Annotated in this window: 13 protein-coding genes; 4 read left to right on the top strand and 9 right to left on the bottom strand. The window is 68.7% G+C overall.

Features of this window, described 5'->3' with window-relative positions:
• Positions 1–170 precede the first annotated feature (170 nt).
• The 3 genes from arfB to Q8Q88_RS03765 all read left to right on the top strand — a co-directional run bounded on the left by arfB (position 171) and on the right by Q8Q88_RS03765 (position 1,649).
• Complete coding sequence (arfB, locus tag Q8Q88_RS03775) at positions 171–596, top strand: alternative ribosome rescue aminoacyl-tRNA hydrolase ArfB (RefSeq protein WP_305673866.1); 426 nt, start codon at positions 171–173, stop codon at positions 594–596.
• A gap of 51 nt (positions 597–647) precedes the next feature.
• Positions 648–1,193, top strand: coding sequence for a hypothetical protein (locus Q8Q88_RS03770; protein WP_305673865.1), 546 nt, complete (start codon positions 648–650; stop codon positions 1,191–1,193).
• Between the two features lie 72 nt (positions 1,194–1,265).
• On the top strand, positions 1,266–1,649 hold the full coding sequence (locus Q8Q88_RS03765; protein WP_305673864.1) for a hypothetical protein: 384 nt from the start codon (positions 1,266–1,268) through the stop codon (positions 1,647–1,649).
• A 57-nt stretch (positions 1,650–1,706) separates the two neighbouring features.
• Here the strand turns inward: Q8Q88_RS03765 and clpB are convergent, their stop codons facing one another.
• The 9 genes from clpB to Q8Q88_RS03720 all read right to left on the bottom strand — a co-directional run bounded on the left by clpB (position 1,707) and on the right by Q8Q88_RS03720 (position 11,258).
• Positions 1,707–4,289, bottom strand: a complete 2,583-nt coding sequence (gene clpB / locus Q8Q88_RS03760; protein WP_305673863.1) for an ATP-dependent chaperone ClpB — start codon at positions 4,287–4,289, stop codon at positions 1,707–1,709.
• 121 nt (positions 4,290–4,410) lie between these two features.
• On the bottom strand, positions 4,411–6,636 hold the full coding sequence (locus Q8Q88_RS03755) for a sulfatase-like hydrolase/transferase (protein WP_305673862.1): 2,226 nt from the start codon (positions 6,634–6,636) through the stop codon (positions 4,411–4,413).
• 11 nt (positions 6,637–6,647) lie between these two features.
• Positions 6,648–8,057: a M20/M25/M40 family metallo-hydrolase gene (locus tag Q8Q88_RS03750; protein ID WP_305673861.1), complete on the bottom strand. Its 1,410-nt coding sequence runs from the start codon at positions 8,055–8,057 to the stop codon at positions 6,648–6,650.
• A gap of 107 nt (positions 8,058–8,164) precedes the next feature.
• The gene (locus Q8Q88_RS03745; protein ID WP_305673860.1) at positions 8,165–8,617 is read right to left on the bottom strand and encodes a CHRD domain-containing protein; all 453 of its coding nucleotides are present in this window, start codon (positions 8,615–8,617) and stop codon (positions 8,165–8,167) included.
• Between the two features lie 102 nt (positions 8,618–8,719).
• The gene (locus Q8Q88_RS03740; RefSeq protein WP_305673859.1) at positions 8,720–9,148 is read right to left on the bottom strand and encodes a DUF1178 family protein; all 429 of its coding nucleotides are present in this window, start codon (positions 9,146–9,148) and stop codon (positions 8,720–8,722) included.
• Positions 9,145–9,978, bottom strand: a complete 834-nt coding sequence (locus Q8Q88_RS03735) for a carbon-nitrogen hydrolase family protein (RefSeq protein ID WP_305673858.1) — start codon at positions 9,976–9,978, stop codon at positions 9,145–9,147. Before Q8Q88_RS03735 ends, Q8Q88_RS03740 begins: the two co-directional genes overlap by 4 nt.
• A gap of 38 nt (positions 9,979–10,016) precedes the next feature.
• The gene (gene grxC, locus Q8Q88_RS03730) at positions 10,017–10,274 is read right to left on the bottom strand and encodes a glutaredoxin 3 (protein WP_305673857.1); all 258 of its coding nucleotides are present in this window, start codon (positions 10,272–10,274) and stop codon (positions 10,017–10,019) included.
• A 32-nt stretch (positions 10,275–10,306) separates the two neighbouring features.
• Positions 10,307–10,954, bottom strand: coding sequence for a ComF family protein (locus Q8Q88_RS03725; RefSeq protein WP_305673856.1), 648 nt, complete (start codon positions 10,952–10,954; stop codon positions 10,307–10,309).
• Positions 10,955–10,985: 31 nt separating this feature from the next.
• On the bottom strand, positions 10,986–11,258 hold the full coding sequence (locus Q8Q88_RS03720) for a hypothetical protein (protein ID WP_305673855.1): 273 nt from the start codon (positions 11,256–11,258) through the stop codon (positions 10,986–10,988).
• 492 nt (positions 11,259–11,750) lie between these two features.
• On the opposite strand from Q8Q88_RS03720, the gene Q8Q88_RS03715 reads away from it, so the two are divergent.
• On the top strand, positions 11,751–12,662 hold the full coding sequence (locus Q8Q88_RS03715) for a methyltransferase domain-containing protein (protein ID WP_305673854.1): 912 nt from the start codon (positions 11,751–11,753) through the stop codon (positions 12,660–12,662).
• Positions 12,663–12,823: the final 161 nt, after the last annotated feature.

Below are 12,823 nucleotides of genomic sequence, written 5' to 3'. Positions count from 1 at the left end.
AAAGAAAAGCCCCGTCCGTCGCCGGCGGGGCTGGTGTTCGAAGGCGACGCTGGCCCTCAGCGCACGACGTCTCCCACCGGCCCGGCCTGGGCGGTGCAAAGCGTTACGTGCATGAAAATCGCGGCGTGCATGGGCTAAGCTTAGGTCGGAAAAGGGAATCGGAAAAGCCGGTGATCGAAGTCACCCCCACCATCAGCCTGTCGGACGACGAACTCATCGAGCGCTTCATCCGCGCGGCGGGGCCGGGCGGCCAGAACGTCAACAAGGTCTCCACCGCCGTGGAGCTGCGCTTCGACGTGCGCGGTTCGCCGTCCCTGCCCAACGACGTGGCCATCCGGCTGATGAAGCTGGGCGGGCGCAAGGTGACCCAGGATGGGGTGCTGGTCCTGGTGGCCATGACCCACCGCACCCAGGAGCGCAACCGCGCCGACGCCCTGGCCCGCCTGCTGGAGCTGATCCGCAAGGCCGCGGTGCCCCCGCCGCCGCCGCGCAAGAAGACCAAGCCGACCAAGGCCTCCAAGATCCGCCGGGTGGACGCCAAGGTCCGCCGCGGTGGCATCAAGTCGAACCGCGGCCGGGTGACCGGCGAGGATTGATCGAGGAAGGCCTTGGCGCGCGCCCCTCGGCTTGCCTATGGTGCGTCGGCCATGTTCCGACCCCTTGCCTCCGCCCTCGCCGCCCTCATCCTGGTCGCCGCCTGCGCGCCCACCCTGGGTCCCCCACCGCCCCCGCCGCCGCCTCGCGACAGGTCGCCGCCGCCGTCCGCCGGCGGCTTCCGGGCCGGTGACTTCTCCTGGTCGGCCGTGCCTGGCCCCGGCCGCGTCGATGGGCGGCTGACCTATCGCGCCGGTCCGGTCCGCTATAGCTGCGCCGGCGCGGGCGTGGTGCTGACCCCTGAGACTGCCTGGACCCGGCGGCGGATGACCATCCTCTATCTATCGCCCGACCGTGCGGCCCTGCCGGCCGCCGATGTGCGCGCCCGCACCCCCTCGGCGCCCAGCGGCGACTATTCCGCCTTCGTCAAGCGCACGGTCTGCGACGCGGGCAGCCGCTTCTCGTTTTCCGGCCTGGCCAACGGCGCCTGGTTCGTGATCACGGTCGCCAAGCCGATCGCGCCCGGCAAGGGCCCCGACATCGCCATCATGCGCCGCATCGAGATCCGCGGCGGCAAGCCGGTGGGCGTCGATCTGTAGTTTCGCGGAACCTCCACCACGGGCTCGCGCGTTAATCTCTCGAGGGACGCGCAAATCCGCACGGAGGCGAAGATGCGCAAACTTATCGCCACCGGCCTGGCAGCCCTGACGTTCGCCGGGGCCCTGGCCTCGGGCGCGGACGCCGCCGACCGCCGCCGCTATTATCACCGGGACAATGACGACGGCGCGGCCATAGCCGCCGGCATCGCCGGCCTGGCCATCGGGGCGGCGCTAGCGTCCGGCAGCCGCGATCGTGGCTACTATCGCAACGACTACTACTATCGGGACGGCTATTACGACCGAGGCTACTACCCGCGCGGCTACTATGAGCGGCGCTATTACCGCCCGCCGGTCTACGGCTATTACGTCCCGCGCCACCGGCGCTCGAGCTGCCGTACCTACTCGCAGTGGGATCCCTACTATGGCGGCTATGTGCGGGTGAGGCGCTGCTGGTAGCCGACAGCAAAACGCCCCGGGGATGACCCGGGGCGTTCGCCGTTTCCTAGTGCGCGCCTAATGGACCTTGGCCTTGCCGATCTCCAGGCCTTCGGCCGAGGCTCCAACCTGGATGACCGATCCGTCCTCCAGCTCTCCGGCCAGCAGCTTGCGGGCGATCGGGTCCACTAGGTCCTTCTGGATCACCCGCTTCAGCGGACGGGCGCCATAGACCGGGTCGTAGCCCTTCTCGGCCAGCCAATGGGTCGCGGCGCTGTCGAGGGCGATGGACATCCGCCGATCGGCCAACAACTTCTCCACCCGCGTGAGCTGGATCTTGACGATGTCGTCCATGGCGCCGCGGCCCAGACGCTTGAACAGGATGATCTCGTCGATCCGGTTCAGGAACTCCGGCCGGAAGTGGCGGCGCACCACGTCCATGACCATCGGTCGGACCTCGTCGACATCCTCGCCCTCGCCCTGGTTGGCCAGGAACTCGGAGCCGAGGTTCGAGGTCATGATCAGGATGGTGTTTCGGAAGTCGACCGTGCGGCCCTGGCCGTCGGTCAGGCGACCGTCGTCCAGCACCTGCAGCAGGATGTTGAACACGTCTGGGTGGGCCTTCTCCACCTCGTCGAATAGCACCACCTGGTAGGGCCTGCGACGCACCGCCTCCGTCAGCGCCCCACCCTCGTCATAGCCGACATAGCCGGGGGGTGCGCCGATCATCCGGCTGACCGAGTGCTTCTCCATGTACTCGCTCATGTCCATGCGCGTGATGGCGGCCTCGTCGTCGAACATGAAGTCGGCCAAGGTCTTGGTGAGCTCGGTCTTGCCGACGCCGGTAGGGCCCAGGAACAGGAACGAGCCGATCGGACGGTTGGGATCCTGCAGGCCGGCTCGGGCGCGGCGCACGGCGTCGGACACCGCCAGCAAGGCCTCCTCCTGGCCGACCACGCGGCCTCGCAGGGCGTCCTCCATCTGCAGCAGCTTCTCGCGCTCGCCTTCCAGCATCTTCTCGACCGGGATGCCGGTCCAGCGTGAGACGACGGCGGCGATCTGCTCGGCGTCGACCACCTCGGGACTGATCGGGTCCTCGGCGGCGGCGGCCTCCTCGGTCTCGAGACGCCGCTCCAGGGCCGGGATCTCGCCATAGGCGATCTCGGAAGCGCGCTGCAGGTCGCCGCGGCGCTGGACGGTCACCAGCTCGGCGCGCAGCCGGTCCAGGGCTTCACGAGCCTGGGCGGCCGAGGAGACCTTCTCCTTTTCCGAACGCCAGCGGGCGGTCATCTCGGTCGACTGGCCTTCCAGGTCGTCGAGTTCCTCTTCCAGCTTCTCAAGCCGGGCCTTCGAGGCCGCGTCGGTCTCCCGCGCCAGCGCCTCGCGCTCGATCTTCAGCTGCACGATGCGCCGGTCGATCTCGTCCAGTTCCTCGGGCTTTGAATCCACGGCCATGCGCACCCGGCTGCCGGCCTCGTCGATCAGGTCGATGGCCTTGTCGGGCAGGAAGCGGTCGGCGATGTAGCGGTGCGAGAGGGTCGCGGCGGCCACGATGGCGGCGTCGGAGATGCGCACGCCGTGGTGGACTTCGTACTTCTCCTTCAGGCCGCGCAGGATCGAGACGGTGTCCTCAACCGTCGGCTCGGAGACGAACACCGGCTGGAAGCGCCGCGCCAGGGCGGCGTCCTTCTCGACGTTCTTGCGGTACTCATCGAGGGTGGTGGCGCCCACGCAGTGCAGTTCGCCTCGCGCCAGGGCGGGCTTGAGCAGGTTGGAGGCGTCCATGGCCCCCTCGCTCTTCCCGGCGCCCACGAGGGTGTGCATCTCGTCGATGAACAGGATGATCGAACCCTCGGCGGCGGTGACCTCGTTCAGCACCGCCTTCAGCCGCTCCTCGAACTCGCCGCGGTATTTCGCGCCCGCGATCAGCGAGCCCATGTCCAGGGAGTGGAGCTGCTTCTCCTTCAGGCTCTCGGGCACGTCGCCATTGACGATGCGCAGGGCCAGGCCCTCGACGATGGCGGTCTTGCCGACCCCGGGCTCGCCGATCAGGACGGGATTGTTCTTGGTGCGGCGGCTCAGCACCTGGATGGTGCGACGGATCTCCTCGTCGCGGCCGATGACCGGGTCCAGCTTGCCGTCGCGGGCGGCCTGGGTCAGGTCGCGCGCATAGCGCTTGAGCGCGTCATAGCCTTCCTCGGCCGAGGCCGAGTCGGCGGTCTTGCCCTTGCGCATGGCCGTGGCGGCCTCCTCCAGCGCCCCGGCCTTGACGCCGGATTCGGCCAGAACCTTGGCGGCGTCGCCGCCTTCCTTGGCGATGGCGATCAGCAGCCGTTCGGTGGTGACGAAGGCGTCGCCGGCGGCCTTCGCCCCGGCCTCGGCGTCGGCGAAGATGCGCGCCACCTCCGGCGTCATATAGAGCTGGCCAGACCCGCCCTCGACCTTGGGCCGCTTGGTCAGCAAGGTGTCGGCGGCCGTGTCGGCGGCTTCGGGCCGTCCACCGGCGCTCTGGATCAAGGCCCGGCTCAGGCCGTCTTTTTCTTCAAGCAGGACCTTCAGCAGGTGCTCGGGCGCGAGCTGCTGGTGGCGCCGCGCAAGCGCGAGGCTTTGGGCCGATTGGATCGCCTGCTTGGCGCGATCGGAATAGAGATCGATGTTCATGCTGTCCCCTGAATAGGCGGATTAGCAGGCGTCGCCTTGATCAAGCGCAACGCCGGCCTGACCCGATGTAGTGTGGCTTCAACGCCACACAAGGGATCGCGATCCCGCCTAGTTGGGCGGATTATTGCCGCGCCATCTCCGCCTGGCCGACCGCCTCGCCGTCGAGGTCCTGCTCGCCGTCCATGGTGACCGTGACCTTGCGCAGCTTGCCCGTGAAGCTGAACGGCGCGGGATAGTCGCCAACCGCGCTGCCGCGGTCGCGGCCGATGTCCAGGCCAGACCAGGAGATCAGGGTGGCGAAGCCCAGATAGGTGTGGAGCTGACCGGCCGGCGCGTCGTCGACCGTCAGGGTGAAGGTCCGCCCGTCGCCCTGAGCGCAGGTCACGCCGAGTCTGCGCCAGCCGGGCGCCAGGAGCGCCTCGGAGCTGACCGTGGCCCGACTCCCGCCGATATTGATCGTGTGGTGCAGTCGCCCGTCGCGGACGAACAGGGAATAGCCGCAGGTGGCGTCGCCGTGGGCGATCAGCACCCCCTCGCAGCCGGGCTCGATCCTGGCCTCGGCGACGATGCGGTAGTCGCGCGAGCGCACGTCCGGGGCGCAGTCGGTGGGCAGGTGGCCCATGCCCTGGTGAAACACGAAGCGCTTGCGCGGGCCGGAATAGCGCGCGGCGTTCTCGGCGAAACGGGCGGCGAAGCGGTCGTCCAGCGGCAAGACCTTGCAGGCCTCTGCCTCCTTCCACCACAAGGCCTGCAGCGCGGCGAGCTTCTCGGGTTGGGCCTGGGCCAGGTCGTCGGTCTCGGAGAAGTCGGCGTCCAGGTGGAACAGCTCCCACCGGTCGTCGTCGAACGACAGGCCGGGCGGATGGTAGGCCACCGCCTTCCAGCCATCCTTCCAGAGGCCGCGATGGCCGAACATCTCGAAATATTGCGCCCGGCTCCGAGCCGGGGCGGCGGGATCGGCCAGGGACGGGGCGAAGCTCACCCCCTCCATCGGCATCTGGACCACGCCGTTGATGCTGTCCGGCGGGGTCAGGCCCAGGACCTCCAGCAGGGTCGGGGTGAAGTCGCTGGCGTGGGCGAACTGGCCGCGCAGCTCGCCGCGCGCCGCGATCGCCTTGGGCCAGGAGATCACCAGCGGATCGCGGATGCCGCCGCCGTGGGTGTTCTGCTTGTAGCGCCGCAGCGGCGTGTTCGACGCCATGGCCCAGCCGTGCGGGAAGTTCGAGTGGCTGTCGGGTCCGCCGATCAGCTCGATCCGGGCCAGCTTCTCGGCCACCGGCTCGGGCTTCATGTTGTAGGGGCCCATGGCGTTGACGAAGCCGAAGGGGCCGCCCTCCTGGCTCGCGCCATTGTCCGACAGCACCAGGATCAGGGTGTCGTCGCGCAGGTTCGCCTCGTCTAGGAAGGCGACCAGCCGCGCCAGGTGGCGGTCGGCGTGGTCCAGCATGCCCGCGAAGGCGCTCTGCAGCCGGGTGAATATCCGCTGTTCGTCGGGGCCGTGATCGGCCCAGGCCTCCACCCCGTCGTTGCGGTCGGGAAGCCGTGTGTCCGGGGGTACGATCCCCAGCGCCTTCTGCCGCGCCAGGCGGCGCTCCCGCTCCGCGTCCCAGCCGCCCTCGAAGACGGCGTCATAGCTCTCGATGATGTCCTGCGGCGCCTGGTGCGGGGCGTGACAGGCCCCGAAGGCCAGCCACAGCAGCCACGGCTTGTCCGGCGCGTCGGCGACGTGGTCAGCCACGTAGCGGATCGACTGGTCCACCAGGTCGGCGGTCAGGTGATAGCCCTCGGGATAGGTGGCGGGCGGATCGATGGGGGTGTTGTCGCGCACCAGCTCGGGGGAATACTGGTCCGTCTCGGCGTCCATGAAGCCGTAATAGCGGTCGAAGCCCCGACCCAGCGGCCAGCCGTCGAAGGGCCCAGCGGCCCCGGTCTCGGTGAGCGGCGTCGCGTGCCACTTGCCGACCATGTAGGTCCCATAGCCGTTGGCCCGCAGCATTTCCGGCAGGGTCCCGGCCTCCTTGGAGATCTTGCCGCGATAGCCCGGGAAGCCTGAATCGAAGTTGGCGAGGCAGCCCATCCCCACCGAGTGGTGGTTGCGCCCGGTCAGCAGCGCCGCGCGCGTGGTGGAGCACATGGCCGTGGTGTGGAAGCCTGTATAGCGCAGCCCTTGCCCGGCGATGGCGTCGATGGTGGGGGTCCTGATCGGCGAGCCGTAGCAGCCGAAGTCCGAGAAGCCGACATCGTCGAACAGCACCACCAGGATGTTGGGGGCGCCCTTGGGAGGTGCAGGCCGCTCGGGCCAGTGCGGGGTCGAATCCGCGAGCGTCCGACCGATCTTCGCCGCCATTGCCGTTCGCCTTACTTCTGGTTCGCGTAGAGCTTGACCACCTCGTGCAGGAAGTCGCGGCCGTCATAGAGGGAACGCACCCGCATCTTCTCGTTCAGGCCGTGAGCGCCGTTGCCCTCCGCCTCGCCGAACAGCCCCGACAGGCCATAGGTCGGGATGCCGACCGCGTTCAGGAACCGCCCGTCGGTGGCCCCGGTGGCCATGACCGGAACCAGGGGCACGCCCGGCCACATCTTCTTGGACACCTGCTCCACGGGGCCGGTGATGTTCTTGCCCAGGCTGGGCGGCGGCGAGACCGGGCTGGGTACGCCCACCGTGGTCACCTTGATCGCGTCGTCGGCCAGCACCTTGACGAGGGCCTGGCGCACCTCCTCCACGCCCTCGCCCGGCAGGATGCGGCAGTTCACATTGGCCCGCGCCCGCTGCGGCAGGGCGTTGGGCGCATGGCCGGCGTTGACCATCGTGGCCACGCAGGTGGTGCGCATCATCGAGTTGCGGCCGGGATCCTTGGCCACCTTGGCCACGGCCTCGGCGTCGGCCGGGTTCTTGGCGACAGCGGCCATGGCCGCGCCGGACTCCCCGCCCTCGATCACCGCCATGCGTTCGAAATTGCCGCGCACGGCGTCGTTGAGCTTCACCGGGAAGTCGTGCGCCCCCAGCCGCGCCAGGCCGCTGGACAGGTGGTAGATGGCGTTGTCGCGGACCGGCACGGACGAGTGGCCGCCCTTGTTGGTCACTTCCAGCGTGTAGTCCTGATAGACCTTCTCGCCGGCCTGGATGCCCAGTGAGACGCGAGCGCCGTCCTTGTCCAGCCGCCCGCCGGCGCCCTCGTTCAGCACGAAGGCGGCGTCCATCAGGTCTCTGTGGTTGGCGATCAGGTACTGGACGCTGTTGAAGGTGTCGGGGGTCTCCTCGCCGCAGGTGAGCGCCATTTTGATGGTCCGGCGCGGCTTAAAGCCTTCGGTCTTGTAGCGGACCAGGCTGTCGGTCCAGATCGCCGCCTGGGCCTTGTCGTCGCCGGCTCCGCGGGCATAGAAGAAGCCATCCTCCTCCACCAGCTTGAACGGATCGCGCTCCCAGTCGGCGCGGTTGGCCTCGACCACGTCGATATGGGCCAGCAGCAGGATCGGCCTGACCTTGGCGTCCGAACCCTTCAGCGTGGCGATCAGCGCGCCGTCCTTGGGGCGTTCGGGCGGAGCGATTATCTTCAGGTCCTCGTCGGCGAAGCCGGCGGCCTTCAGGCGGCCAGCCATGGCTTCGGCCGCGGCGGTGCAGCTCCCCGACGAGAGCGTCGTATTGATCTCGATCAGCTCCTTGTAGAGTTCTCGGAAGGCGAGTTGGTCGGGGCGGGGGGTTTGGGCTGCGGCCGGGCCGGCCAGCGCCAGCGCCGCGAACGCCGCGGCGGAAAACAGACGGATCATGGAGCACTCCAAGCGAGGTGGAGCGACCCTATGGGGCGGCGGTGCGCCAGGCAACGGCCATGCTTGGCCGCTCTCCCGGACGCCTTCCGCCGCCGGCCAATCCGGCCCTACTTCGAGAGCTGACCCCGCACGGCGCCGCCCGGAAACTGGGCGTTGTGGACGTTCACATAGTAGTCCGCCGGGGTCTTCAGGATGTCGAGCGCCAGCTGTCGAGCGACCTCGGCGCAGCCCTTCGAGGAGCCCGATGTCGGCGCCGTCAGCCCCACAACCACCGGTCCGGCCGTGCCAACCGGGGCCTTATGGATATGGGCCGCGGTGGCCGCCCCGATTCCGCTTACCGAGAGCTCGTAGCAGATCTGTTGCTGACCGGGATTGATCCGCAGGCTGGCCGTGCCCGAACCGTCCGCATCGCCGGGCGTCGGCGCTTCGGCGGGGCCGGTCAGGGCGACGCTGATAGGACGGCCGCCTTCCTGCGCGGAGACGGAGGGGGCCCCGCCGATCGCCAGGGCGACGCCCATGGTCAGGACGGGAAGGACAGTCGAGAGTCTTGAAGCATGCATTGGAAGCCTCCCAGGCTCGGACGCCCGCGGCGTCCCTTGCATTGTCGTGCTGTCGACAACGCTCCGCGGCGCGCCTCGTTTCACGGAGCGGCGAATGCGATCTCAGTTGACCTCGGACTTCTTCGGCGCGGCCGGCGGCAAGGGGGCGATCCTCACCCCGTCCTTGATGAGCGCCTTGACCTCGGCGGGGGTGGCCTCGCCGTAGATGCCGCGGTCCTCCGAGCGCCCCTCGTGGATGGCGCGGGCCTCGCCGGCGAACGCATCGCCCACATAATCGAAGTTTTCCTCCACGTGCCGGCGCACCTGGCCCATGGCCTCCATCACCATGGATCGCATCGGCCAGGGCAGGTCGGGGGTGTTCTTCTTCGTGCCGGCCAGGTTGGGGGCCATGATCTGCTTGGCCACCGCCTTGGAGTCGCAGACCGGGCAGGCCACCAGGCCGCGGGCCAACTGATCGTCGAAATCGTCCGACGACCCGAACCAGCCCTCGAACTCATGGGCGGCCTCGCAGGCCAGGGCGTAGCGGATCATTGAATAGATATAGGAGCTTCGAAGGCCATTGCATTGGCGAGCGCCGGGATCGCCGCGCGGGCCTTGGCCACCGCCGCCAGGTCCAGGTCGACCACCAGGACCCCGGGCTCGTCGTGGTCGAGCTTGCCCAGCACCTCGCCCCAGGGGCCGATGGCGATGGTCCGGCCATAGGTGCCGCGGCCGTCCTCGTGCAAGCCGCCCTGGGCCGGGGCCAGGACGAAGCTGCCGGTCTCGATGGCCCGGGCGCGCAGCAGGATTTCCCAGTGGGCCTCGCCGGTCGGGCGGGTGAAGGCCGCCGGGGTGACGATCACCTCGGCGCCGGCGAGCGCCAGGGCCCGGTAGAGCGCCGGGAAGCGAACGTCGTAGCAGATGGTGAGACCGAGCTTCATCTCGGCGGCCTGGACCGCCACCGCCCGGTCGCCGGGCTCGTAGACCGCGCTCTCACGCGACGTCTCGCCGGTGGGCAAATCAACATCAAACATATGGATTTTGTCATATGTCGCGGATATTTCACCGCGCGGTGAAATCAGCGCCGATCGGTTGGCGACCTTGCCGTCCTCGCGCTTGACCAGGGCCGAGCCGATCAACACACCTATCGAAAGTTCGTGCGCCAGGGCCTGCAGGCCGGCCACCACCGGATCGTCTTCCAGCAGGGTGAGCCGCGGCAGCAGGGCCGCCTTGTCCCGCTGCAGGATGTTGGTCCCTTCGGGCGTGGCGACGAAGGTCGCGCCCTGGGCGGCGGCCTCGCGCACCAGCGGCGCCACATGGGCCAAGGCCGCGGCGTGGGTGGCGGGGGTGCGGGTCTGGATCAGTCCGACGCGAAGGCTCATGGCGTGAGCGTTAGGTCAGACCAGCGCCCGGCTCAAGCTCAGGCGGCGAGAAGCTCATCCAGCTTGCCGTCATATTCCAGGGCCATCATGTCGTCGCAGCCGCCGATGTGTCGGTCGTCGATGAAGATCTGCGGGAAGGTCGCCCGGCCGCCGGAGCGCTGGATCATCTCCTGGCGCCTGGCGGGATCGAAGGCGGCCTCGATCTCGGTGAACGGCGCGCCCTTCTTCTCCAGCAGCGAAACTGCGCGGATGCAGTAGGGGCAGTACGGTTTTGTGTAGATGGTGATCTGGGCCATGGCTCAATGAACGCAGAGGAATCCTAAGGGCTTCATATGGAGCGGTTCGCGGATTCTTTCACCCTCGCGATGACCGCCACATCGACGCAGGCGGCCCCGGCGGCCAACAAGGCGCGCGAACAGCCTTCCAAAGTGGCGCCGGTGGTCATGACGTCATCGATCAGCAGGATGCGTTTGCCCACCACCTGGAGCGCGCGGCGGGCCGGTACGCCGAAGGCCGCGGCCACGTTGCGCCGCCGGCCGGAGCCGGATTTGCCGCCCTGGGTCCCGGTGGCCCGCAACCGCACCAGGGCGTCGGGGAGATAGGCCACCCCCGCCAGCCGGCTGAGCGGCCGGGCGATCTCGGCGGCCTGGTTGTAGCGCCGGCCCAGCAGGCGGCTCGGGTGCAGCGGCACAGGGGCGATGGCGTCGGCGTCCGCCAGCAGGTCGCGCGCCGCCCGCGACAGCCAGCGGGCGAACAGCGGTGCGAGGTCCGTGCGGTCGGCGTGCTTCAGCTGCAGGATCGGACCGCGCGAGGCCTCGTCATAGAGGCAGGCGGCGCGCGCGCGGGCGAAGGCCCTGGGCTTGGCCAGGCAGTCGGCGCAGCGCACCCCCTCCCCCTGGTCGTATTCGAACGGCGTCCCGCACCCGCCATACGGCGATGGAAGCGGAGGGAGACGATTCCCCCAACGAGTGGACATTCGGAAGGTCAGCGAATGGGGGAGCGGACCTTCAGTCAGGCGCTTTCCACCACGCATCTGACTGATATTTGATGGGCAGTTCGTCATGCCATGGGTCCGCGACGCCATGCGCTTCAAGCTGGTCGAACCAATCGTCTCGCTTGCTGTCTGGCAAGCGTTCGCCACAAAAGGGGCAGTAGAATAGCTGCTGAAGCGCGCCGCCCGTGGGAATGGTGTACTCGTCGAACCTTGGATCATAGCTGATTGCATCCCAGTCGTTTTGGGGATGCTGGTCCATATGTCCTGCAGGCTTCTTGGCGCTCATGTCCTGTCCTCGCTTGGCGTGGGGGCTCCGCAAAAGCGGACGAACCTAACGTCTGACATGGGTCGAGGCTGTGTAAAAACTCGGCGAGCGGAATTTTCAGCGCAAGATTCTACCTGCCACGCGCATTAATGACGGTAGGGAGGCGTGCTATTTTCTATAATCCGGCCGCTGCGCGGTAGAAATTTGCTCCCGATCCTGGACGAAGCGAGTTTTTACACAGCCTCGGTCGGAAGCCGAACTTAGGTCAGGTGCGGACTCCTGACGCTCGCAGGTTCGTAATCAAAATGAAGGGTTGCCCGCAGCCGTCGCACAGCGGCCCGTCGATGAAGCTGATCCGGCTCCGGGCCTCGGCGGAAAAGCCCGGCGACTGCGGCAACGGCCCGACATCGAGGGATTGCGGTGGGAAAATGAGGTCGAGCGCGGTACGAACCGCGGCCTCCACACGCAGGCTCGGCTTCCATCGAGCCCGCGCGTCATCATCTTGAAGTGACAATGTCCGTTCCGCCCCGCCTCTTCGACCGCGCCCTGCTGCGCACCCGCCTTGATCGCGCCGCGTCGGCCTATGCGGGCGCCGACTTCCTGAAGCGCCGGGCCGCCGAGGACGCCGTGGTCCGCCTCGAGGCGATCATGCGCGAGTTCCCGCGCGCCGTCGACCTGGGGTCGAGGACCGGCGCCTTCCGCGAGGCCCTGGCCCAGAGCGACGCCCAGGCGCGCGTGGGCCTCCTGATCGAGGCCGACCTGTCGGCGAAGATGCTGGCCGGCCGGACCGGACCGCGGCTGGTGGCCGACGAGGAGCGCCTGCCCTTCGCCTTCGGCAGTCTCGACCTGGTGGTCTCGACGCTGGCCTTGCACTGGACCAATGACGTGGTGGGCGCCCTGATCCAGATTCGCCGGGCGCTGAAGCCGGACGGGCTGTTCATCGGCTCGATGCTGGGCGGGGCGACGCTCACCGAGCTGCGCCGCTCGCTGCTCGACGCCGAGGCCGAACTGACCGGCGGGGCCGGACCCCGCGTCTCGCCCTTCGCCGACGCCTACGACGCCGCGGGCCTGCTGCAGCGCGCCGGCTTCGCCCTGCCGGTGGCCGATGTGGACCGGGTCACCGTCCGCTACGCCCATCCGCTGAAGCTGCTGGCCGACCTGCGGGCCATGGGCGAGACCAGCGTGCTGGCCGAACGCCATCCCAAGCCGCTAACCCGGGCGGTGCTGGCGCGGGCCTTCGAGCTCTATGTGGCGCGCTTCGCCGAGCCCGACGGCCGGATTCCGGCCACCTTCGAGATCCTCACCCTGACCGGATGGGCGCCTGATCCCAGCCAGCAGAAGCCGCTGAAGCCCGGCTCGGCCAAGATGCGCCTGGCCGACGCCCTGGGCGTGGTCGAAAACCCCCTGCCGCGGGAAGAAGACTAGAGCGAGCCGACGGCCGCCAACCCTGGACCCTCGTCGACGCGCGGCGCGTTGGACTGGAAAGGAGGAGCCCATGGCCAAGTCGAAAGCATCACGCCGCCTGAGGGGCCGCCACTCGGCCGACGAAGACCTGCGGGTTCCGTCGGAGCCCGGCAAGCCGCCGC

Origin of the sequence: Phenylobacterium sp., assembly GCF_030697925.1 — a bacterium.
Taxonomy (GTDB): domain Bacteria; phylum Pseudomonadota; class Alphaproteobacteria; order Caulobacterales; family Caulobacteraceae; genus Phenylobacterium.
Note: the sequence above shows the minus strand (reverse complement) of the source record. Positions and strands in the feature narration are given on the sequence as shown.

What these genes read in the sequence shown, in the direction of transcription:
- Q8Q88_RS03770 (WP_305673865.1), top strand. Translation starts at nt 648, where the DNA reads ATGTTCCGACCCCTTGCCTCCGCCCTCGCCGCCCTCATCCTGGTCGCC.
- Q8Q88_RS03765 (WP_305673864.1), top strand. Translation starts at nt 1,266, where the DNA reads ATGCGCAAACTTATCGCCACCGGCCTGGCAGCCCTGACGTTCGCCGGG.
- clpB (WP_305673863.1), bottom strand. Translation starts at nt 4,289, where the DNA reads ATGAACATCGATCTCTATTCCGATCGCGCCAAGCAGGCGATCCAATCG.
- Q8Q88_RS03755 (WP_305673862.1), bottom strand. Translation starts at nt 6,636, where the DNA reads ATGGCGGCGAAGATCGGTCGGACGCTCGCGGATTCGACCCCGCACTGG.
- Q8Q88_RS03750 (WP_305673861.1), bottom strand. Translation starts at nt 8,057, where the DNA reads ATGATCCGTCTGTTTTCCGCCGCGGCGTTCGCGGCGCTGGCGCTGGCC.
- Q8Q88_RS03745 (WP_305673860.1), bottom strand. Translation starts at nt 8,617, where the DNA reads ATGCATGCTTCAAGACTCTCGACTGTCCTTCCCGTCCTGACCATGGGC.
- Q8Q88_RS03740 (WP_305673859.1), bottom strand. Translation starts at nt 9,148, where the DNA reads ATGATCCGCTACGCCCTGGCCTGCGAGGCCGCCCATGAGTTCGAGGGC.
- Q8Q88_RS03735 (WP_305673858.1), bottom strand. Translation starts at nt 9,978, where the DNA reads ATGAGCCTTCGCGTCGGACTGATCCAGACCCGCACCCCCGCCACCCAC.
- grxC (WP_305673857.1), bottom strand. Translation starts at nt 10,274, where the DNA reads ATGGCCCAGATCACCATCTACACAAAACCGTACTGCCCCTACTGCATC.
- Q8Q88_RS03725 (WP_305673856.1), bottom strand. Translation starts at nt 10,954, where the DNA reads ATGTCCACTCGTTGGGGGAATCGTCTCCCTCCGCTTCCATCGCCGTAT.
- Q8Q88_RS03720 (WP_305673855.1), bottom strand. Translation starts at nt 11,258, where the DNA reads ATGAGCGCCAAGAAGCCTGCAGGACATATGGACCAGCATCCCCAAAAC.
- Q8Q88_RS03715 (WP_305673854.1), top strand. Translation starts at nt 11,751, where the DNA reads ATGTCCGTTCCGCCCCGCCTCTTCGACCGCGCCCTGCTGCGCACCCGC.